General features: G+C 69.6%; 22 protein-coding genes. 11 read left to right on the top strand and 11 right to left on the bottom strand.

Features of this window, described 5'->3' with window-relative positions; all coding sequences use genetic code 11:
- Positions 1–155 precede the first annotated feature (155 nt).
- The 7 genes from K228_RS0117635 (at position 156) to K228_RS0117605 (ending at position 10,156) form a co-directional block, all read left to right on the top strand.
- Positions 156–1,238 (top strand): lactonase family protein, encoded by a 1,083-nt coding sequence (locus K228_RS0117635; protein WP_025619630.1) that lies wholly within the window; start codon positions 156–158, stop codon positions 1,236–1,238.
- Between the two features lie 85 nt (positions 1,239–1,323).
- Positions 1,324–3,051 carry a VWA domain-containing protein gene (locus tag K228_RS0117630; RefSeq protein ID WP_025619629.1) on the top strand — a complete coding sequence of 576 codons (1,728 nt, stop codon included), beginning with the start codon at positions 1,324–1,326 and terminating at the stop codon, positions 3,049–3,051.
- 230 nt (positions 3,052–3,281) lie between these two features.
- Positions 3,282–4,757: a sugar transferase gene (locus K228_RS0117625; RefSeq protein ID WP_025619628.1), complete on the top strand. Its 1,476-nt coding sequence runs from the start codon at positions 3,282–3,284 to the stop codon at positions 4,755–4,757.
- A 165-nt stretch (positions 4,758–4,922) separates the two neighbouring features.
- Complete coding sequence (locus tag K228_RS0117620; protein ID WP_025619627.1) at positions 4,923–5,873, top strand: adenosine kinase; 951 nt, start codon at positions 4,923–4,925, stop codon at positions 5,871–5,873.
- 163 nt (positions 5,874–6,036) lie between these two features.
- Positions 6,037–7,224: a xylose isomerase gene (gene xylA, locus K228_RS0117615; RefSeq protein ID WP_025619626.1), complete on the top strand. Its 1,188-nt coding sequence runs from the start codon at positions 6,037–6,039 to the stop codon at positions 7,222–7,224.
- A 12-nt stretch (positions 7,225–7,236) separates the two neighbouring features.
- Positions 7,237–8,697, top strand: a complete 1,461-nt coding sequence (gene xylB / locus K228_RS0117610; RefSeq protein ID WP_025619625.1) for a xylulokinase — start codon at positions 7,237–7,239, stop codon at positions 8,695–8,697.
- 34 nt (positions 8,698–8,731) lie between these two features.
- Positions 8,732–10,156 (top strand): MFS transporter, encoded by a 1,425-nt coding sequence (locus K228_RS0117605; protein WP_025619624.1) that lies wholly within the window; start codon positions 8,732–8,734, stop codon positions 10,154–10,156.
- 13 nt (positions 10,157–10,169) lie between these two features.
- Here the strand turns inward: K228_RS0117605 and K228_RS0117600 are convergent, their stop codons facing one another.
- The 8 genes from K228_RS0117600 to K228_RS0117565 all read right to left on the bottom strand — a co-directional run bounded on the left by K228_RS0117600 (position 10,170) and on the right by K228_RS0117565 (position 16,049).
- Complete coding sequence (locus tag K228_RS0117600) at positions 10,170–11,123, bottom strand: carbohydrate ABC transporter permease (RefSeq protein WP_025619623.1); 954 nt, start codon at positions 11,121–11,123, stop codon at positions 10,170–10,172.
- A gap of 4 nt (positions 11,124–11,127) precedes the next feature.
- Positions 11,128–12,180, bottom strand: coding sequence for a carbohydrate ABC transporter permease (locus tag K228_RS0117595; RefSeq protein ID WP_025619622.1), 1,053 nt, complete (start codon positions 12,178–12,180; stop codon positions 11,128–11,130).
- Positions 12,181–12,247: 67 nt separating this feature from the next.
- The gene (locus K228_RS0117590; protein ID WP_025619621.1) at positions 12,248–13,591 is read right to left on the bottom strand and encodes an ABC transporter substrate-binding protein; all 1,344 of its coding nucleotides are present in this window, start codon (positions 13,589–13,591) and stop codon (positions 12,248–12,250) included.
- A gap of 157 nt (positions 13,592–13,748) precedes the next feature.
- Entirely contained in the window at positions 13,749–14,267 is a 519-nt protein-coding gene (locus K228_RS0117585; protein ID WP_025619620.1) for a TspO/MBR family protein, read from the bottom strand.
- Between the two features lies 1 nt (position 14,268).
- A complete protein-coding gene (locus K228_RS28905; protein ID WP_018222899.1) occupies positions 14,269–14,412 on the bottom strand; it encodes a GPGG-motif small membrane protein in 144 nt (47 codons plus the stop codon).
- Positions 14,403–15,179 carry a metallophosphoesterase family protein gene (locus K228_RS0117575; protein WP_025619619.1) on the bottom strand — a complete coding sequence of 259 codons (777 nt, stop codon included), beginning with the start codon at positions 15,177–15,179 and terminating at the stop codon, positions 14,403–14,405. The genes K228_RS28905 and K228_RS0117575 overlap by 10 nt, the downstream gene beginning before the upstream one ends.
- A gap of 10 nt (positions 15,180–15,189) precedes the next feature.
- Complete coding sequence (locus tag K228_RS0117570) at positions 15,190–15,468, bottom strand: hypothetical protein (RefSeq protein WP_025619618.1); 279 nt, start codon at positions 15,466–15,468, stop codon at positions 15,190–15,192.
- Positions 15,465–16,049, bottom strand: a complete 585-nt coding sequence (locus K228_RS0117565; RefSeq protein ID WP_025619617.1) for a nucleotidyltransferase family protein — start codon at positions 16,047–16,049, stop codon at positions 15,465–15,467. The genes K228_RS0117570 and K228_RS0117565 overlap by 4 nt, the downstream gene beginning before the upstream one ends.
- A gap of 159 nt (positions 16,050–16,208) precedes the next feature.
- Here K228_RS0117565 and K228_RS0117560 point away from each other — a divergent pair, with 159 nt between their 5' ends.
- Positions 16,209–16,931 (top strand): dTMP kinase, encoded by a 723-nt coding sequence (locus K228_RS0117560; protein WP_025619616.1) that lies wholly within the window; start codon positions 16,209–16,211, stop codon positions 16,929–16,931.
- Positions 16,932–17,358: 427 nt separating this feature from the next.
- Complete coding sequence (locus tag K228_RS0117555; protein WP_025619615.1) at positions 17,359–18,351, top strand: sigma-70 family RNA polymerase sigma factor; 993 nt, start codon at positions 17,359–17,361, stop codon at positions 18,349–18,351.
- Between the two features lie 58 nt (positions 18,352–18,409).
- Here the strand turns inward: K228_RS0117555 and K228_RS0117550 are convergent, their stop codons facing one another.
- From K228_RS0117550 to K228_RS0117540, 3 genes are all read right to left on the bottom strand, one after another.
- Entirely contained in the window at positions 18,410–19,384 is a 975-nt protein-coding gene (locus K228_RS0117550) for a C40 family peptidase (RefSeq protein WP_025619614.1), read from the bottom strand.
- Between the two features lie 176 nt (positions 19,385–19,560).
- Positions 19,561–19,896 (bottom strand): DUF3817 domain-containing protein, encoded by a 336-nt coding sequence (locus tag K228_RS0117545; RefSeq protein WP_025619613.1) that lies wholly within the window; start codon positions 19,894–19,896, stop codon positions 19,561–19,563.
- A 24-nt stretch (positions 19,897–19,920) separates the two neighbouring features.
- Positions 19,921–20,334 carry a hypothetical protein gene (locus K228_RS0117540; protein WP_025619612.1) on the bottom strand — a complete coding sequence of 138 codons (414 nt, stop codon included), beginning with the start codon at positions 20,332–20,334 and terminating at the stop codon, positions 19,921–19,923.
- 124 nt (positions 20,335–20,458) lie between these two features.
- Between K228_RS0117540 and K228_RS0117535 the strand changes: the two genes are divergently transcribed.
- Together K228_RS0117535 and K228_RS0117530 are read left to right on the top strand one after the other, a co-directional pair.
- Positions 20,459–20,779, top strand: coding sequence for a DUF6158 family protein (locus tag K228_RS0117535; protein WP_025619611.1), 321 nt, complete (start codon positions 20,459–20,461; stop codon positions 20,777–20,779).
- On the top strand, positions 20,779–21,096 hold the full coding sequence (locus K228_RS0117530; RefSeq protein WP_025619610.1) for a hypothetical protein: 318 nt from the start codon (positions 20,779–20,781) through the stop codon (positions 21,094–21,096). The genes K228_RS0117535 and K228_RS0117530 overlap by 1 nt, the downstream gene beginning before the upstream one ends.
- Positions 21,097–21,119 lie beyond the last annotated feature (23 nt).

The raw sequence follows: 21,119 nt of genomic DNA, 5'->3' as shown, positions 1-21,119 counted from the left end.
GCCGGGGCGGGCACCCGCCTCGCCGCGGGTGAGCTACCGGCCAGCGTGGTGGCCGGCTCCGGGCGTGGAGCCCCGCGGTGGCGTTCCGGTGTGCTGCGCCGCGGCGTGGGCGAACCTCTGGTTGGATCGGAGGAGTCGGCGCGGAGGGTGGTCCGGTGGCGGTTCAGGGTGCGTTCGTCTATCTCGGTTGTTACACGGCGGGTGCCGGGGGCCGCGGCGAGGGGATCGTCGTCGCCCAGCGGGAGCCAGATTCGGGTGCGCTTATACCGCTCGGCACGGTCGCGGTCACCCCGGCACCGTCGTTCCTCGCCCGGCATCCGGACCTGCCAGTCCTGTACGCGGTCAACGAGGTGACCGACGGCGGGGTCAGCGCGTTTCGAGTCGCCGCAGACGGGGATCTCACCACGCTGGGCAGCCGGCCCACCGGTGGCGCCGATCCTTGCCATCTCGTGGTCGCCGACGATGGTCGGCACCTCTTCGTGGCCAACTACGGCGACGGGAGCGTGACGGTGTTTCCGCTTGACGGGCAAGGGGTGCCCGGGGAAAGCACCGACCTGGTCCGGCATGAGGGCCACGGTCCGGACCCACAGCGGCAGGAGCGGGCGCACACCCACATGGTCGCTTCGGGCGGAGACGGAGGGCCGCTGCTCGTGGTCGACCTCGGGACCGACTCGGTCTACCGGTACGAGCTCGATGCCGTGACGGGGCGGCTACATCCGCGGGTTCCACGGGTGCGCACCGCCGCTGGTGTCGGGCCCCGGCATCTGGCCCGTCATCCGGATGGACGACGCTGCTGGCTGGTCGGGGAGCTGGACGGCTCGGTCCTGGCCGGGGAGGTCACCACGGACGTCTCCCTGCGCTTGAGTGGCCGGGTTGCGGCCAGCGGGCGGCCGGGGCAGGTGCAGCCTTCGGAGGTCGCGGTCGGGCCGGAGGGGAGGTTCCTCTACGTCGCGAACCGGGGTGTCGGCACGATCGCCGTCTTCGCACTCGACGGCGAGCTGCCGGTGCTGGTCGACGAGGTGGACTCCGGCGGGAAGTGGCCCCGGCACTTCGCCCGGATCGGCGCCAACCTGTACGTCGCGGACGAGCGGGCCGACCTGATCAGCGTGTTCCGGGTCGACCCGGCGACCGGTGTGCCGGCACCGGCCGGTGAGCCGGTGCGGGTCCCGAGCCCCACCTGTGTCCTGCCCTGGACAGAGCGTCCGAACGCATCGCGTTCCCTGTCTCACGGAGCGTAGTTGAAGCTGGGGCCGGCGGTTGCGTCTGCGTAACTTCGTCCGAACGGGCGTAGCCGTTGCTTGGCCGGGTCCGGAAGATGGTCCCGTGTCTCCAGGCCGCCATCGCATCCGATCGAAGACCCGCGCCGCCGGTGTCGCCGCAGCTGTCGGTGTGCTTTTCATTGCTGCTGGTGGATATTTCGGCTACCGGCAGCTGGCCTCGCCAGGCTGCTCCGGTCGGGTCGAGCTGGCGGTCGCGGTCGCGGCGGAGCTGGCGCCGGCGGTTGACGCCGCGGCGACCGAGTGGGAGAGCGAGGGCGCGGCGGTTGACGGCACCTGCGTTGAGGTAAGCGTGACCGCAGCCGAGCCGGTCGAGATCGCCGCCACCGTCGCGACCAAACACGGTGCCATCCTGGCCGGGGTGGGCCGGGTCAGCGGCGCCGCGGTTAGCCCGGATGTCTGGGTGCCCGACTCGTCGGCATGGCTGCTCCGGCTGAAGAGCGGTGGCGCGACCGCCTTCGACCCGGGTAACGGAGCGTCGATCGCCCGTAGCCCGGTGGTCGTGGGGGTGCCCGAGCCGGTTGCCTCCCGGCTCGGCTGGCCGGCGCAGGAGCTCACCTGGTCTGCGTTGGTCGGCCAAGTCAACAGCGCTGAGCCACTCAAGGCCGGCACCGTGAACCCGACCCGGGATGCCGCCGGCCTCTCCGGTCTACTCGCGTTGAGCGCCGCCGCCGCGGCGGTTGGGGGGGACGGGCAGGCGGCGACTGTCGGCGCGTTGCGTGCGTTGTCGGCCAGCAGCGCGGAGCTGCGCCAGGAACTGCTCGCACAGTTCCCCACCTCCGCAGATGCCACCACGCTGGCCGGTAGTCTCGGCGCGGCGGCGTTGTCTGAGGAGGATCTGCTCTCCTACAACGCGCGGAAGCCGGCGGTGCCGCTGGCCGCGCTCTACCCCAAGCCGGCGGCGACACCGTTGGACTATCCGTATGCGGTGCTGCCGGGTATCGGTTCGGCCAAGGTATCGGCTGCCCGGATGCTGTTCGACGTGCTCACCACGGCCAGCTTCAAGGATCGGTTGGCGTCGTTGTCGCTGCGGGCGCCGGATGGTACCTGGGGTGCCGGTGCGCCCGAAGGGGCGTCGAGCCCGGCGGCCGATGATGGCAGCGCCACCGTCGAACTGGATCCACTGGCGGTCGAGCGAGCGGTCTCCAGTTGGTCGATCGCCACCCAGTCCGGCCGAATGCTCTGCGTCATCGACGTCTCCGGCTCGATGCGGGAACCCGTGGCGAGCGCCAACGGCGCGAGCCGTCAGCAGGTCACCCTGGAAGCCGCGGGGCGTGGGCTCCACCTCTTCGATGACAGCTGGGAGATCGGGCTGTGGGAGTTCTCGACCAACCTGGGCAGCGGGCGGGACTACCGGCGGCTCGTCGAGATCGGTCCGCTGAGCGGTCAGCGGAACGAGCTTGAGGCGGCGTTGACCCAGATCCAGCCGACCCGGGGTGACACTGGTCTTTTCGACACGGTGCTCGCGGCGTATGAGGCGGTCCAGGAGGACTGGGATCAGGGGCAGGTCAATTCGATCGTCCTCTTCACCGACGGTAAGAATGACGACGACAACGGCATCAGCCAGCAGCAACTGATCGCCGAACTGGAGCGGATCAAGGACCCGGAGCGGCCGGTACAGGTGGTTCTGATCGGGATCGGCGCGGATGTCAGCAAGGCCGAGCTGGAGTCGATCACGAAGGTCACCGGCGGCGGCTCCTTCATCACCGAGGACCCGACCAAGATTGGCGACATCTTCCTGAAGGCCATCGCGCTGCGCGATACGGACTCCTGACCCGAGGCTCAGCATCGAGTCCGCCGCTGGCGCCGAGCCGATGCGGCGGGCCGGAGTCGGCTGGGCGGCGGCCGCGCAAAGTGACGGCAATACGTCGGAAAGAATCCGTGTCCATAATGCTCGGGGCAGGATGTCGTTGTTCCGGCGGGAACCAGGCCATCCTTGGCTCGGACCACCGGGCCGTTCTCCGGCCGTGACCACCGGGGGCGAGGTGAGGTGGGGAGGGGTCGGTGAACTCGGCGACGCTGTTGACCCCCGGCCGGTCAATGGCGGGCGGCCTGTCTCCGCCGAGGACGCGTGCCGCCCTGCGATCCTACCTCCGGGCCCTGTTGGTGCTCGACACCGCGGTGCTGAGCCTCGCCGTTCTCGCCGGGTACCTCGCCGGCTTCAGCATCGGTTCCCTCGACGCCATCGAGCTCCCCCACATTCTGTTGGCGCCCGGCCTGGTGCTGGCGTGGCTGGTCTCGCTCAAGACGTTTCGCTGCTACGACGATCGGGTCGTCGGCTATGGTGCCGACGAGTATCGACGGGTGAGTGTGGCCAGTCTGCGCCTCGCCGGGGGGATTGTGATCGCCGGCTGGGTCCTGGACGTCGGCGTGCCCCGGGGCTTCCTCGTCACCTCCTTCGCCGCCGGCGTTGTCGGGCTCGTGCTGGCCCGCTTCGCTGCCCGCAAGAGACTGCATCGCTTCCGCTCACGGGGCCGCGGTTGGTCTCGGAAAGTCCTTGCGGTCGGTGACACCGCGCACGTTCTGGAGTTGGTGCACACGCTGCGGCGCGAGCCGTACGCGGGCTACCAGGTAGTCGGGGCGTGTATTCCGGATGTGTTGCTCGCTCCGGTTCCGCAGCAGCTGGGGGAAGTGCCCGTGGTGGGCTCGTTTCGGGGCATCCCGGCGGCTGCCGCCGCCATCGGCGCCGACACCGTGGCGGTGACCGCCTCCGGCGAACTGACCGCCACCCGACTGCGTCGGCTTGGCTGGCAGCTGGAGAGCACGGGCGTTGATCTGGTGGTCGCCCCGGCACTGACCGATGTCGCGGGACCCCGGATCCACACTCGCCCGGTGGCCGGGCTGCCGCTGATCCACGTCGAGGCCCCGGAGTTCCGGGGCGCCCGTAAACTGGTGAAGGGACTGGTCGACCGCGCGTCCGCGCTCCTCGCCCTGACCCTGCTGCTGCCGCTGTTGGTGGTGATCGCGTTGACTGTGCTGGCCGACAGCCGGGGACCGGTGTTGTTTCGGCAGACCCGCGTCGGACAGGGGGGCCGGGAGTTCGGGGTGTGGAAGTTCCGCACGATGGTGGTCAACGCCGACGCCCTGCTGGCGGAGTTGGCGTCGCGGAACGAGACCGACGGCCTGCTGTTCAAACTGCGTGACGACCCCCGGGTGACCCGGGTCGGACGACTGCTGCGCAAATGGTCGCTGGACGAGCTGCCACAGCTGGTAAACGTCCTTTTCGGGCAGATGAGCCTGGTCGGCCCCCGCCCGCCGTTGCCCTCGGAGGTCGCCCGGTATGACGGCGATGTCGCCCGGCGGCTGTTGGTTAAGCCGGGCATGACCGGCCTCTGGCAGATCAGTGGCCGGTCTGACCTGAGCTGGGAGGACGGCGTCCGGCTCGACCTCTACTACGTGGAGAACTGGTCCCTCGCTGCCGATCTGACCATCCTGTGGAAGACCTTCGGCGCGGTGCTGAACCGCCGCGGCGCGTACTAGGAGTGCTTCGGCGGCCATCGGGACCTTCGCGCGCTCCGTCGATCTCGTCGACGAGGTTAGCGGCGAGGCTGATCTGGTCCCAAACGCTCCCTGTCTACCTGGGCCGTGGGCGGGACGTCGCCGGCATCTACACCAGCCCCGTACCACTTCCCTTGAGGAGTACCTGTGAGCACTGAGATCGACGTCCTTGTCCTGGGCGGCGCTGGCGTGGATACCATCGTCTACGCACCGCAGCTGCCCCTTCCGTTCGCCGACAGCTACCTGGTGCCGGCGATCACGACCCGCGCGGGGCAGACCGGCGACTTCGTGGCGATGGCGGTCCACGCCCTGGGCCTGCGTACCCACCACATCGATGTGATCGGCGACGACCATGAGGGCGACTTGGTCCGTGCCCTGCACGCCGAGCGGGGTATCCCGCTCACCGTCTTTCCGCTGCGGGCCGGTACCCGCCGTGCGGTCAACCTCGTCGACCCGGACGGACGGCGGCTGTCCCTGTACGACAGCAGTCGATCCGTGGCGGGGGACCGGCTCCCGGTGGAGACGGTCACCGCCCTCGCCGCGGCGAGCCGGCACGCCCACGTGTCGATCACCTATCCGTGCGCCTTCGCCCTGCCCACGCTGCGCGCGGCGGGCGTAACCATCTCCACGGACCTGCACAACTGGGACGGCAACGAGCCTTACCACGAGGACTTCGCCTACGCGGCCGACCTCGTCTTCGTGTCGTCGGCCGCACTGGCCGACCCCGAGCAGACGATGCGGCGCATCGTCGAACGCGGCCGGGCCCGCACGGTCGTGGCCACCGCCGGAGCCGAGGGGGCGTACCTGCTGGTCGACGGCGAGTTCAGCCATGTTCCGGCGGTCGATCCGCCGGCGCCGGTGGTGGACTCCAACGGTGCGGGCGACGCCTTCGCCGCAGGCTTCCTGCTCGGCTGGCTCGCAGGAGAGCCGGCCCGGCGGTGCGCCCGGTACGGCGCGATCTCCGGGGCCTACGCCTGTACCGTGGCGGCGACGAACATCGACTGCATCGACCGGGGCGCGCTGCTCGCCCGTGCGGCGGAACTGGACCCGCCCGCGGGTCGAGTGTGGACCGCGCCAAAACCCGTTTACCGGCATTGAATGGTGTTTTGGAGGTCGTGTCAGGCTGCCCGGTGGTACTCGTTGATCAGCCCGTACGCAAAGACCTTTCCCTCGTGGCTTCTGTGGTGTGTGTCGTGGGCGTATCGGCCTCGGTCTGGTAAACCAACCACAGAACATGGCGGACGACACCCCGGAGGCTGGCATGGCGCCCCATCCCACTCCTGCCGACAAGTTCTCCTTCGGCCTCTGGACGGTGGGCTGGCAGGCCCGGGACCCGTTCGGCGACGCCACCCGACCGGCGCTGGACGCGGTCGAGGCGGTGCACCGCCTCGCCGAGTTGGGGGCGTACGGCATCACCTTCCACGATGACGATCTGCTCCCCTTCGGGGCGGACGCTGCCACCCGCGACGCCCACCTCACCCGGTTTCGTCGGGCCCTCGACGAGACCGGCCTGGTGGTCCCGATGGTCACCAGCAACCTCTTCACCCATCCCGTGTTCAAGGACGGCGGCTTCACCAGCAACGACCGGGATGTCCGGCGGTACGCGCTCCGCAAGACGCTGCGCGCCGTGGACCTCGCCGCGCAGTTGGGTGCGCGCACCTTCGTCCTGTGGGGCGGTCGGGAGGGTGCCGAGTACGACGTCGCCAAGGATGTCCGCGCCGCGTTGGACCGCTACCGCGAGGCGGTTGACCTGCTCTGCCAGTACGTGGTGGCGCAGGGATACGACCTGCGGTTCGCGATCGAGCCCAAGCCCAACGAGCCGCGCGGCGACATTCTGCTGCCGACCGTCGGGCATGCGCTCGCCTTCATCGCCACCCTGGCCCGCCCGGAGCTGGTCGGTCTCAACCCGGAGGTCGGCCATGAGCAGATGGCCGGGCTCAACTTCGCCCACGGCATCGCTCAGGCGCTCTGGCAAGGCAAGCTGTTTCACCTCGACCTCAATGGCCAGCATGGGGTCAAGTACGACCAGGACCTGGTCTTCGGCCATGGTGATCTACTCAATGCCTTCGCCCTGGTCGACCTACTTGAGAACGGCGGTCCGGGCGGCGGGCCAGCTTACGACGGTCCCCGGCACTTCGACTACAAGCCGTCTCGCACCGAGGACCGGACCGGGGTGTGGGCCTCGGCCGTGGCGAACATGCATACCTACCTGCTCCTCAAGGAGCGGGCCGCGGCGTTTCGGGCCGACCCGGAGGTGACTGCGGCGCTGGCCACGAGCCGGGTGGATGAGCTGGCAACACCAACCCTCGCCCCCGGCGAGACCCACGCCGGGCTCCGCGCCGACCGTACTGCCTTCGAGGAGTACGACGTGACTGCTGCCGGCGCCCGCGGCTACCACTTTGTTCGGCTCAACCAACTCGCTGTCGAGCATCTGCTCGGTGCGCGCTGAAGGCGGGCCGGAGTGCCGCTCGTCGCCGGGGTCGACTCTTCGACCCAGTCCTGCAAGCTCGTCGTTCGAGACGCGGAGAGCGGTGTCCTGGTCCGCCAGGGTCGGGCGCCGCACCCGGACGGTACCGAGGTCGACCCGGCGGCTTGGTGGTCGGCGCTGGACGAGGCGGTGTCGGCCGCCGGCGGGCTCGCCGACGTCGCGGCGGTCTCGGTCGCCGGGCAGCAGCACGGCATGGTCTGCCTGGACGATGCCGGCGCGGTGGTCCGCCCGGCGCTGCTCTGGAACGACACCCGCTCCGCCGGCGCCGCCACCGACCTGGTGGCCGAGGCGGGCGAGGGCGACACCGGGCGGCGGTTCTGGGCGGACGCGGTGGGCGTGGTGCCGGTCGCCAGCCTCACCGTCACCAAGCTGCGTTGGCTGGCCCGGCACGAACCGGGCAACGCCGCCCGGGTGGCGGCGGTCTGCCTGCCGCACGACTGGCTAACCTGGCGGCTCGCCGGCGCCCCCGGTCTGGCGGCGCTGAGCACCGACCGCAGCGACGCCAGTGGCACCGGCTACTGGTCCCCGGCCAGCGCAACGTACCGCCGGGACCTACTCGAGCAGGCGTTCGGCCGGACGGTGGCCGTGCCCCGGGTACTCGGTCCGGTGGAGTCGGCCGGCCGACTCCACCTGGCTGTGCTCGCGGGAGCCCCGGGGCTGCCGGAAGTCTCGCTCGGTCCGGGGGCTGGTGACAATGCCGCCGCCGCGTTCGGGGTCGGCGCGGGCCCTGGCGACGTGGTCGTCTCGATCGGCACCTCCGGAACCGTGTGCGGCGTCGCGGAGCAGCCGACGGCGGACCCGACGGGTAGCGTCGCTGGCTTCGCCGACATCACCGGTCGATATCTGCCGTTGGTCTGTACGCTCAACGCGGCCCGGGTGCTCGACGCCGCCGCCGCGCTGCTTGGAGTCGGCCTCGCTGAGCTGGCCGACCTGGCGTTGTCCGCGCCACCCGGGGCGGACGGCCTGGTTCTGGTGCCCTACCTGGCGGGGGAGCGGACCCCGAACCGGCCGGACGCCAGTGGCGCGGTGCACGGGTTGACGCTGCGTACCGCCACTCCGGCGCACCTGGCCCGCGCGGCCGTCGAGGGAATGCTCTGCGCGCTCGCCGACGGCCTGGACGCCCTCGTCGCGCAGGGCGTCGCCGTCCGGCGAGTGATCCTGGTTGGTGGTGGTGCCCGCTCCGCCGCCGTACGACGGGTCGCTCCGCAGGTTTTCGGTGTTCCGGTGGTCGTGCCGCCCCCGGGCGAGTACGTCGCCGACGGTGCCGCCCGCCAGGCCGCCTGGGCGGTCCTGGGCGGGGTGCAGCCGCCGAGGTGGACCGTGGCCGCGTCGCGAACCTACGAGGCGGACCCGGTGCCGGCGATTCGGGCCCGGTATGCGCAGGCCCGGGAGTACGTCCTCGACCAGGGGAGCGCACCGTCGCCACCCCGGTGACCGGTCGGTGAGCCGGCCCTGGTTGGCTGCCGGCATGACCTTGGCCACCGGTGGTCCGGTGCGGGCGTGGGGTGGCAGCCCGGCGCACCGGTTCTACAGCGTCGTGGTGTTTGTGCTGCTCGCCTCGCTGGACAACGTGGCGATCGGCCTGGTGCCGCCGTTGTATGGCTCGATCGCCGACGCGCTCGATGTGTCGCGGCACCTGCTCGGCCTGGTCACCGCGGCCAACTTCCTGGTCAGCGCGGTGGCGGCGGTGGGCTGGGCCTACGTCGGGGATCGCACTAACCGCAAGCCGCTGCTCATGGTCGGCACGCTGATCTGGGCGTTCGGCACTGGTGGCAGCGCGGTGGCGGGCAGCTATCCGACCTTTCTGGCTGCTCAGGTGGTCGGTGCGGTGGGGCTCGGCGCCGTTGGCTCGGTGGGCTTCTCGGTGGTCACCGACTTGATCTCACCCCGCCGACGGGGTCTGGTGATGAGCTTCTGGGGGCTGTCCCAGGGGGTCGGCACCCTGGCCGGCACTCTGGTGGGCGGCCTGCTCGGGGCGGCGGACTGGCGACGTCCGTTCCTGGTGCTCACCGTCGTGGGGCTCGGTGCCACCGCGGCCTACCTGTTCACCTTTGATATTCGGCGGGGTCAGAGCGAACCGGAGCTGGCCGACCGATTGGCCGGCGGTGCCGAGTACGACCACCGGATCAGCCGGGCTGACCTGCCGCGGATCCTGGACCGACGGACGAATCGCTGGCTGATCCTGCAGGGGGTTACCGCGCAGGCCGCGTTCGGCTCGCTGGTCTGGCTGCCGGTGCTCTTCATCGAACGGGCCGAGGCGCAGGGCTACTCGGCCGCGACGGCGGTCGTGGTGGGCAGCGTATTCGCCACCCTGTTCCAGCTCGGCGGGGTCTTCTCCATCGTCGGCGGGTTGGTCGGCGATGCGCTGCAACGCCGTACCCCGTCCGGCCGGGCGACGGTCGCCGCGGTCGGGATCCTCGCGGCGCTGCCGTTCTATCTGGTGCTCTTCTTCGTGCCGATTCGCATTGACGTGCCCGACGGAGCCGACTCGGGCACCATCGTCCGGGCGGTGCTGGCGAGTGTGCTGACCGAGCCGACGGTCGGGTTGAGTCTGCTCACGGCGTTGCTGGCGCTCGCCCTGACCTCGGCCAACTCGCCGAACTGGTTCGCCTTGATCGCTGATGTCAACCCGCCGGAGCATCGTGGCACTGTGTACAGTCTCGGCAACCTGGCCAACGGGGTCGGCCGGGCGGCCGGGAACGGGGTGGTCGGGGTGGTGTTCGATGGGCTGCGGGTGGCCTTCCCGCCGCCATTGAACTACGCGGTCGGGCTCGCCGCATTCCAGCTGTTCTTCGTGCCAACCGGGGTTATGTACTGGCTCGCCGCCCGTAGCTCCCCGCGGGACATCGCCGCGGTGCGGGTCCTGCTCCGCAGCCGTGCCCGGCGCATGTAGTACGGGGCGGGGTTCACCCCTTGATGCTTCCGGCGAGTAGTCCGCGGACGAAGTAGCGCTGCAACGACAGGAAGACGAGCAGCGGCACGACGATTGCGACGAACGCGCCGGAGGTGAGGCGTTGCCACTCGTTGCCCCGGGTTCCGGCCAGTTCGGCGAGGCGGACGGTGAGTGGCGCGGTTTCGTCCCCGCCGCCCGCGAAGATCAACGCGACCAGCAGGTCGTTCCAGACCCAGAGGAACTGGAAGATGCCGTACGCGGCCAGCGCTGGGGTGATCAGCGGCAGCACGACCGTACGGAAGATCCTCGGGTGGGTGGCACCGTCGACCCGAGCTGCTTCCATCAGGTCCCGGGGCAGCTGGGAGACGAAGTTGTGCAGCAGAAAGACACCCAGGGGAAGCGCGAAGCAGGTGTGGGCGAACCAGACCTGGATGAAGCGCTGCTCGTCCTCGAGGTTCCAGGCGGGCAGGAGGTCGATGCCGCCGACACTGACGCCCTGGGAGAAAAAGCTGAGCAGTGGGACCAGGGCCATCTGTAGCGGGACGATCTGCAATGCGAAGATTCCGATGTAGATCCAGTCCCGCCCCCGGAAGTTGATCCACGCCAGCGCGTACGCGGCCAGCGCCGCGAAGGCCAACGGGAACAGCACCGACGGCAGCGTGATGACGACCGAGTTGAGGAAGTAACTGGCCAGCTGGCCGGCCGACGAGGAGCGGCCGAAGAGTACCTGCTCGTAGTTCTCCAGCGTCAGCTGTGGGTCGGCGAAGAACGTCCACCAACCGGTCGTCTTGATCTGGTTCTCGGGCCGGAAGGACGAGACTAGGAGCCCGAAGGTCGGGATGGTCCAGACGATCGCGATCACGATCGACACGGCGGTGGCCCAGCGGGTGTTGAGCCGCCTGCGGACGCGGCCGGCGATCGTCGGCGGCGCCGTGGCTCCGGCCCGCGTCGGGGTGGTTGTGGTCACGGGGTCATACCTCCCGCTGCCGGCGCAGGCTGCGTACCTGGTAGATGACGATGGGGATGACCAGGATGAACAGGACGACAGCGAGGGCTGACCCCTGGCCGGTCTGCCCGTAGCGGAACGCCTGGTTGTACATCTCGGTCGCGATCACGTTGGTGTTGAAGTTGCCGTTCGTCATCGTGCGGACGATGTCGAAGAGCTTCAGCGTGGCGATCGAGATGGTCACCACCACCACGACCAGGGCGGGCCGGATGCCCGGCAGGGTGATCCGCCAGAACTGCTGCCAGGCGTTCACGCCGTCGATGCGAGCAGCCTCGATCATGTCGGTGGGGATGGCCTTGATGGCGGCCGAGAGCACCACCATGGCGAAGCCGGCCTGGATCCAGATCATCACCACGATCAGTAGCAGGGTGTTCAGCGGTGGGTTCGCCAACCACTGCTGGGGCTCACCACCGAGCCACACCCAGATCTGGTTCAGCAGGCCGATCTGGTCCGCCTCCGCGGGCCGGAACGCGTAGACGAACTTCCAGATGATGCCGGCGCCGACGAACGAGATCGCCATCGGCAGGAAGATCAGGGACTTGGCCAGGGCCTCGAGGCGAGCGCGGTCGACGAGCACTGCGTAGATCAGGCCGACCGAGGTGGCGAGCAGCGGCACCAGCAGTACCCAGAGAGCGGTGTTCCACAGGATGTCGACGATCTCGGGCCGGTCAACCATCCAGCCGTAGTTGCGCAGCCCGACCCATTGCGTGCTGTCACCGTTCCTGAGTGACAGCACGAGGGTGCGGATCGCGGGGATGACCAGCCCGATGCCGAGCATCAGGACCGTGGGTAGCAGAAAGAAGAGGGCGAACAGGCCCTCGCGGGAGCGGCGCCGCCCCGGCTCGATCGGCGTCCCGGCGGCGACGGCCGCGGCGATCCGGGCCTGCCGACGGCGGGCGAGCCGGGCGGGGACGACGTCGAGTAGCAGCAGGAGGCCACCGACGACCGCCACGAAGGCGACCACCCCGTACAGCAACATGGCGAGTTTCGGTGCCTCGTCGGCGAAGTCGAAGTTCATCCGCCCTCCGGGGACGCGTGGGCTGGCGGTGGCCCGGCCGTCGGGCCGGGCCACCGGGGCGGGTTGATCAGCTGGGCCAGGAACTCTCGATGGCGGCCAGGGCCGCCGCGGTGTCCTTGCCGCTGATCCAGGACACCATCTCCTTCCAGAACGTTCCGGCGCCGACGGCGGCGGGCATCAGGTCGGAACCGTCGAAGCGGAAGACCGTCTGCTCGTCCTGAAGGAGTTCGACCGAGAGCCGGTCGATCGGGTTGATCACGTTCGAGAGGTCGAGCTTCGTGTTCGCCGACACCCAGTTGCCCAGCTTGGCCCGGCTGTTGGCGTACTCGCCGGAGGCGAGGTACGTCTGCACCGCCTGGACCTCCGGGCGGTCGTCGAAGGCGACGGTGAACTCGCCACCCCCCAACACCGGTTTGCCCTTCGCCGGGTCGATGGGCGGGAAGTAGAACGCGAAGACGTCGCCGTCCTCGGCGACCCGGCTCTCCTCGGGCCACTGGTTGGCGTAGAACGACGCCTGTCGGTGCAGGGCGCACTCGTCCTGGAGGATCGGCAGGCCGCCTTCCTGGAACGAGGTGGTGGCGATGCTCTTCACTCCGCCGTAGCCGCCGTTGACGTACTTGTCGTTTCGCAGGATGGTGCCGGCGCGATCGACGGCGTCCACGACGCGCTGGTCGTTGAAGGGAATGGCGTGGGTGGTCCACTGGTCGTAGACCTCGGGGGTCTGCGTCCGTAGCAGCACGTCCTCGATCCAGTCGGTGGCTGGCCAGCCGGTGGCGTCACCGGACTCGATGCCGACGCACCATGGCGTGATGCCGTCGGCGGCGGCCCGGTCACTGAGTTTGATCAGCTCGTCCCAGCTGGTCGGCACCGACCAGCCCTGCTCCTGGAACATCTTCGGCGAGTACCAGACGAATGACTTGACGTTCGAGCCCAGCGGAGCACCGTAGAACTCGCCGTTGACGGTGCTGTACCGCAGCCAGTCGGCAGCGTAGTTCTCCTCGGCCATCGCCTTGGTCTCGGCCGACGCCGGCTTGAGCTTGCCGGCCTGCGCGAAGCGGTTCAGCAGGCCCGGCTGTGGGATGAAGGCGATGTCTGGCGCGTTGCCGCCGTCAACCCGGACCTGGAGCTGTGCCTCGAATTCGCCGCTGCCCTCGTAGTCGATCTCAATGCCGGTGCAGTCGGCGAACTGCTCCCAGGACTGCTCGAGCAGGTCCGCCTCGGCATCGCGGATGGACGCGTAGATGGAGACCTCGGTGCCGCCGTTGCCCTGGTACTGCTCGTATACCGCGCATTCTGGGGAATCGGCCCTGCCGTTGGCGCTGTCGTCGCTACCGCAGGCGGTGGCGCTGACAGCCAGGCCGAGCACGCCAGCTATTGCGAAGGCTTGGCGTGGTCTGGCGAAGACCGCCATGCCGTCCTCCTTCCTGGTCGGCGCGGGTCAGTGCGACAGACCTGGCGCCGGTCCGATGGGCGTGCCCACACAAAAGCGTTTGCAGCTGGTGTGGTCCACCCCGAAGACGACACGAGCGGGTAACGATCTGAATAATTCGATGTCAGGGCCGGGCCGGTCAGGCGTTGAGCCGCCAGATGGCCAGGTTGAGCAGGGCGGCGTAGGAGACCCAGGCCCAGTACGGCAGCAGCAGCGTCGCGGCGACCCGGGAAATCCGGCCGGAGAGCAGGACAGTCCCGCCGATCGCCGACCACAACAGAACAATGTTGGCGAACGCCAGTCCATACTGACCGGCTCCGAAGAATAGAGGGCTCCACACGGCGTTGAGCACCAGCTGCGCGCCCCACGCCCAGAACGCGGCACCGAAGCCGCCACGTCTCCAGACCAGCCAGCCGGAGGCCGTGATCATCGCGTATAGCACCGTCCAGACCGGGCCGAACACTCCCGCCGGAGGAGCCCAGGCAGGCAGCTCGAGGTCGGTGTAGTCGGCGCTGCTGTCGCGGGCCGCCAGCCCGCCGACCACGGCAGCGCAGCAGACGGCCGCGCCGAAGCTGATCAGGGCCCACCACCGGCGTCGGCCGCCGGACCCCTCGGAGCTACGCGCGCTCTGGCGCACCCGGAAGTGGTTCCGCTCCACGTCAGCTGATGACGTTGACCCCGCCCGGTCCGACCAGCAGGCCACCGACGATGAGGACGACTCCCCAGAGGATCCGCTGCCGGAACAGGGCGAGAATGCCAGCCACCACCAGGACGACCGAGATCAGCCAGAGAATCAGCTCCACGCCGGCCGAGTACCCAGGCTGCCCATCCGGGAAACCTCGCCCGGTTCGAGGTGCTCACCCAGGTGGAAGACGCTGTACGCCTGCTTGATCACCGGGTGTGCCACGTTACGCACCCGTACTCCTCCGGGTGTGGTGCCGCGTTCGGTCCCGTGATGCGCATGTCCGTGTAGGGCGAGTGTGGTGGGGGCTGAGTCGATCGCCTGGCCCAGCTGGTAGCAGCCGAGGAAGGCATAGATCTCCGGCGGCTCGCCGGCGAGCGTGTCGGGCACCGGGGAGTAGTGGGTCAGCGCCACCAGCAGGTCGCAGTCGAGGGAATGCAGGGCGGCTTTGAGCGCGTCCGCGCTCTCGGTGCTGGCCCCCACGAACGCCTTCATCTCCGGTTCGCCGAAGTCGGCGGCGCACCGCCCGGCGAAGCCACCACCGAACCCCTTCACCCCGGCGATGCCGAGCCGGCTGCCCGAGCAGTCCAACACCGTCCCGTTGCCCTCCAGCACGGTGATTCCCGCCTCCTCAAGCACCTCTACCACCTGCGGCACCTCGTCGCACTGGTAGTCGTGGTTGCCGAGTACGGTCACCACCGGCACTCCCAGGCCACCGAACTCGCGTGCCACGCACCGCGCCTCGGCCTCGGTGCCGTGGCGGGTCAGATCACCGGCGAGCAGCAGCACGTCAGCGTGGTTCGGCAACTCCTCAAGGGCCGGCCGGAAGCGGCCAACCACGTCCTCGTCTAGATGCACGTCGCCCACGGCGGCGATTCGGATCACCATCGGGCCTCCCTCAGGGCAGTTGTTCGATTTCTGTGGGCGGCTGTGCACGGACTACCCCGATGTCGCTGGTGACCGCCAGCTCCGGGAAGTGCTCGGCGACCCGCCGGAGAATCTCGTCCCGGCGCTGCGCGCTCTCCACCTCGCCATGCAGTACCAGGCCGAGTTCCCGGCGGACCACGGTGATGCCCTGCTCGGCGACCTCGGGGTCCTCGGCGAGGAGCCGGTGAATCTCGGCTGACACGTACGCGTCGGTCGCTCGTCGCGTGTCAACGTCGCGGTGCTCGGTCACGGTGTCCCCTTTCGTTCCGGTGTGCCGGCGTACGCCACTACCTCAAGCCGGTCCAGCAGCACCAGGAACGCCTCGGCGTACGGCGAGTGGCGCGTGTCCCGGCATACCCGTTCCCAGTCGATCTGCTCGCGTAGCGAGCGAGCCAGGGGCAGGCCCCGGGCGAAGTCGCAGTAGTGCTGCGAGAAGCTGAGCAGTTTGTGCACCATCAGCTGGGTTGCCGAGAGCACCGGCATGTGGATCGCGTCCACCGGTCGGACGATGGTCTCGACGAAGGTCGTGTCCGTCACCGGGGTTTCGACGGGTCGGTGGATCAGGTCCACCACGCGGTCGTCGTCGAAGACCTTGACCAGCCAGTCCTCGGGCGGGCGCTCGGCGAGGAAGCCGGCCGCGACCAGGGCGCCCAGGGCCTGGTCGACGTCTGCCTCCCGGATCAGGAAGTCGACGTCGTGTTCGCTGGAGTGGCCGCCGTGCGCGTATACGGCGAAGCTGCCGCCGAGCGCGAAGGGGATATCTTCCTGTTTGAGCACGGCGACGACCTTTTTCAGCGTGTGCACCAGGGTCTCGGCCCCGCGCTCGGCCATCTGGCTCTCCGTTCCTGGCGGTCGGGCGGAAGTGTCAGGTCGGTACCCGGCATCGTGGTCTGCCACACCTAGCGCAGCGCGCGGGAAGAACGTCAACCACCACCAAAGGTCGTGGATCGGCCGATTGAGCGGGAGCGTGGGTCGGATAGCGTGTGCAGGGTGGCCGATTCCAAGGGGGCACGACGCGGCAGGGCCCGACTGCGACGCGGCAGGGCTCGAACGCCACGTGGCAGGGCCCGACTGCGTGCTGTCGCCCTGATCGGCATCGACGGTTCGGGTAAGACGACGCAGGCCCACCGGCTGGCTGCCGAGCTGACCGCGGCCGGGCTTCCCGCCACCTACCATCGCAATGCCGGTGGCCGGCGTTTCCTCGGCCGGGTGGCGCGGCGGCTGGGTCGGCGGGACGCGCAGCGGCTCCTCGGGCGGGCCGGTCTCCTGGTCGCAGAGTCCGTTCTGCGGTGGCTTGCCATCGCCGCCGCCCTGCTGGGGCGCCGGCTGACCGGCCGGGTCGCGGTGATGGACCGCTACTCCGCCTGCCAGTACGCGAGCATTCGGGCGCATGGCGGTCACCGGTGGGAGCGGCTGACCCGGCTCGGCTACCGGGTCTTTCCCCGGCCACAGGTAACGTTCCTGCTGGCGGTCAACCCCGCTGAGGCGTACCGGCGGATCGAGCGGCGCGGCACTGACCACGAGAGCATGCGGTACCTGATCGCGGCGGATCGCGCGTACCGGAGTCTGCCGGAGCACCCCACCTTCGTGCTGGTGGATGCGGACCGTCCGGCCGACGAGGTGAGCCGGCAGATCAGGGAGCACCTGCACAGTTGGTTGGGCGTGGCGCCGGAATCGGCGGACGAGCCGGCTCGGGTTCCGGTGCACCAATGATCGGCGCGAATGGTGGGGGTGGCCCGGCTGGCCTCGGGCCCGGCATGGAACCTGTCTGCGGATTGTTCACCCTGGCGCGGGGTATCACCACGGGTGTGGATGAACCGGCCGGGCCGCCGTGGCACATCCGGGCGTGACCAGGATCGCAGTTCGGTGGTGACCCGGGTCGCTGTGCCCTTGGTCGGGGTGGTGTTGCCATTGACCGGGTCGGCGGCAGTCGATCCACCTAACGGACGTCGTGCTCAGCTCAGGGCCGCCACCTGAGGTGCTGACAGCAAATATGGACCGTGCTCTCAGCTAATTATCAGGCATTCGTGACACGTTCGACTCACGATATGGAATCCCTGACGCGTCTCAACTGTTGTTCAGGTGTCAGCGCCGATGAGCAACAGCGGAAGGTACGGGGAGGGAGCTGGCGGACGTGGGGATGGCAAGGAACCGGGCAACCGGCGCGAGCGAGGGGACCGTGGGCAACGTGGACAAGAATATCGGCATGCGGACCGACGAGGTCGCCGAGGAGCGCGATCTGGTCGGCGTCTACCTTCACGAGATTTCCCGGACGCCGTTGCTGGACGCCGCCACGGAGGTCGATCTTTCCAAGGCGATCGAGGCTGGCCTCTACTCCGAGCATCTGCTCGACGAGGACCGCGTCCCGGCCGGCGTCGAGAGGGCGGAACTCCAACGGCTGGTCGCTGAGGGGTCGCGGGCCAAGGATCTGTTCATCCGGGCCAACCTGCGACTGGTCGTGTCGATCGCCCGACGGTATGTCCGTTCCGGGATGCCCATGTTGGATCTGATCCAGGAGGGCAACACCGGTCTGGTCCGGGCGGTGGAGAAGTTCGACTACGAGCGTGGCTTCAAGTTCTCCACCTACGCGACCTGGTGGATCCGCCAGGCGATCAGCCGGGCGATCGCCCAGCAGGAGCGCACTGTGCGACTGCCGGTGCACCTGGTGGAGGATGTCAACCGGATGCGGAACGTGGCCCGGCAGCTCACCCGTGAGCTCGGCAGCGACCCGGAGCCAGAGCAGATCGCGACGGCGCTCGGTGTCACCGTCGAGCGGGTCAACGAGCTGGTTCGCTGGTCGCAGGACACCGTGTCGTTGGATACCCCGGTCGGTGACGACGGCGACACCAACCTCGGTGACCTGGTCGCCGACAGCGACGCACCGTCACCGGAGGACATCGTCCTCACTGGCCTGGAGCGGCAGCGCATCGAGGGCCTCCTCAGCCACCTGGACGACCGGTCGGCGGGCATCATGCGCGCCCGATACGGCCTTGAGGATGGTCGGGAGCACTCGCTGACCGAGGTGGCCTCACGCTTTTCGCTCTCGCGGGAGCGGATTCGACAGCTGGAGATTCAGGCGCTCGGCCGGCTGCGCGAACTGGCCCGCGCCGAGGGGCTCCAGGCAGCAGCCTGAGCGGTACCGAGCCGGCGTCCGCTGGGACGCCGGCTCGGCCCTTCTCGGGCGGGGTTGGTCAGCGGACCCGGCCGTACCCCACGATCGGCATGATGTTCATGTCGCGCTTGAGCACGTTGCGCCCGGCGGTGGGGGCATCGATGATCTGACCATTGCCCACGTAGAGGGCGACATGCCCGAGCCCGCGGTAGAAGACCAGGTCGCCGGGGCTCAGGTCGCGGCGCTTGATGTGCGTCACCACCCCCCACTGCCGGCGGGTGCTGTGCGGTAGCGACTTCCCGGCCGCTCGCCACGCCGCCGAGGTCAGGCCCGAGCAGTCGTAACCGGCGCCGCCGTCCCCGCCCCACCGGTAGGGCTTGCCCAACGCGCCGTACGCGTACCGCACCGCCACCCCGGCCGCGCCGGAGACTGATGGTGCCGCTCGGCCCTGGTCCTGGTTGGCAGCGGTGGATTGTTCGGTTGCCCGGCCGTACGCCTGCCGGCGCAGCTCGTACAGGTCGGCCAGGTCGCGCTCGATCCGCTTGCGGGTGCTGGCCAGCCCTTGGGCCTGCGCGGTCGCCTTCTCCACGGTTGCCTCCAGCCGGCTCCGTTGCGCGAGGAGTTGGCGCTGGTCGTTGGTGAAGGCGGTAATGCGTTTCTGCCGCTCCTGGGCGAGTCGGTCGACGGCGGTGAGCCGGCCGGCAAGGGTCGTGGCGTCGTCTGGGCTCAGTAGTGCGGCGGCGGTGCCGAGTTCACCGGTCTTGTAAGCGGCCACCGCCAACTGGTTGACCTCGGCCCGGCTCTGCGCGACCTGCTCTTCTAGCGGGCCCACTCGGGCGGTCAACTGGGTCAGGGTGGCTTTGTTCGCCTTGAGGTCTTCGGCAAGGGTGTTGTGCGCCTCCACGACCTGCTCCAGCTCGGCGGAGGCTTTCTCGATCTGCCGGGTCAGCTCGGCGGGGGAGGGCTCGGCCTGGGCGGGTGCGATCGGTGCGACCAGCGTGGCCGAGATCACCGCGACGGCGAGGGCGGGAAGTCGTTTCCGGATGGACGACAAGTGCGACGGCTCCTTCTCCCCACCAGCCACCGGGTAGGGGGAAGCCCAGCGGCACCGGACCCGTGCCCTCCGGACGGACGGCGTTGCGCGGGCCGACCCGGACAAGGTAACCCGGGACAGGAGTGAACCGCAGGGGAAGTCGAGGCGATTGTTGTCGAACGGAAGTATGTGAACTTCTATCGGACGGGGGTGTTGGGCGCGGGCTCCGGGGTTGTGGCCTGGCCGGTCACCCACCCGCTCACCCGCCGCTCGGCGAAGAAGGAGACGAACGGAACGGTTCCCGCCAACATCACCAGGATCATGCGGGACAACGGCCAGCCGGCTCGCCGGGACAGGTCGAAGGCGGCCACCAAATAGACCATGTAGAGGAAGCCGTGGGCCTGGCCCACAGTCTCCACCACGAGCGGGTAGTCGAAGCCGTACTTGAGCGGCATTCCGATCACCATGAGCAGGATCAGCACCACGCCGACGATCCAGGCGATCACGCGGTACCGGGTCAGGGCTGCGCCCACCGTCGTCCGTCCTTCCGACCCGGCCTAGCCGGGGTAGTCGCCGGGCCGAGCACCCGGATTGTCGGTCAACCACCGCAGGTAGCGGTTGTAGGCGGTGAGCTCCGGATCGTCACCGTCCGGCCCGGTGGCCGCCGTACGGCTGATCCGTACCGGCCGGCGCACCGCCAGCCGGGTCGGCTCGGCGGCCGTGGACGACTCGGTGGTCTCCGCGACGGGGCCCGGCGCCTCGGGCCCGCGGAGTTCCTGGCGGACCTCCCGCCACCAGACGAAGACGACGAAGCCGGCGAAGACCGGCCATTCCACGGCGTATCCCCAGCTGATCGGATTGCCGCCGGCCGCGCGGCTGAGCTGCCACCAGCCGAGCCCGAGGAAGCCCACGACGAGCACGACCATGGCCACATGGCGCACGATCCACGCCGGGGTCCAGAGCCGCTTCATGGCCTTGAGGGTACCGGGGGCGGGGGCGCCTTCCGACAGCCGTGTCCTGGCGGCGGGCTGGTTTGCCGGCACCGCGGGTGGGCATCCGGCCAGACGCCAGCCCAGAACAGCGAAGGGGGCGACGATGACCGGATCCGTGCGGCGGGATGAGTACCCGAGCCCGGAGCAGCGGATGCCCGAATGGGATGGAGACCATCTGCACGACCGGGCCTCCGGCACCGCGGACGCCGACGGCGAGGTGCTCGGCATCGACCCTGCCGAACTCGGCGATGCCGACCTGATCCGTGAGTTGCACAGCCTGCACCGAACGCGGCTGGACACCCTGCGGCACGCCGCCGACGCGGCGCTCGCCACCCACCTGCGTCGGACCGCTGAGCTCGAGACCGAGTACCTCGCCCGGCGCCCGGGGCGGGAGGTCGACCCGAGCCGACTGCGGGAGTTGTGATGGCGTCAGCCGAGCGGGGTATGTCGGCACCCCCGGAGGTCGTGTTCAACACGGCAATCGACCCGGACCGGATGTCGGCGTGGCTCCCCGAGCCGCTGCGCGCCGACGGCCGGCCGGCTACGGACATCCGTCCGGCGGAGCTGACGGCCCGCTGGCGGGCCAGCGGGGACTGGACCGCCGAGATCCGGGTTGACCCAGCCGACGCCGGTGGGGCGTGGATCCGGCTCGACCTGACCGGTGGCACCGCCGACCGGCTGGTGGACGAGGCGTTGGAAGATCTCGCCCAAGCGGTGGCCGACAACCTGCAGGCGGGCTGAGCCGGGCGCAACGTCGAGCCGTT

This window comes from Salinispora cortesiana (assembly GCF_000484695.1).
Taxonomy (GTDB): domain Bacteria; phylum Actinomycetota; class Actinomycetes; order Mycobacteriales; family Micromonosporaceae; genus Micromonospora; species Micromonospora cortesiana.
This window is presented reverse-complemented; position numbering and strand designations above follow the sequence as displayed.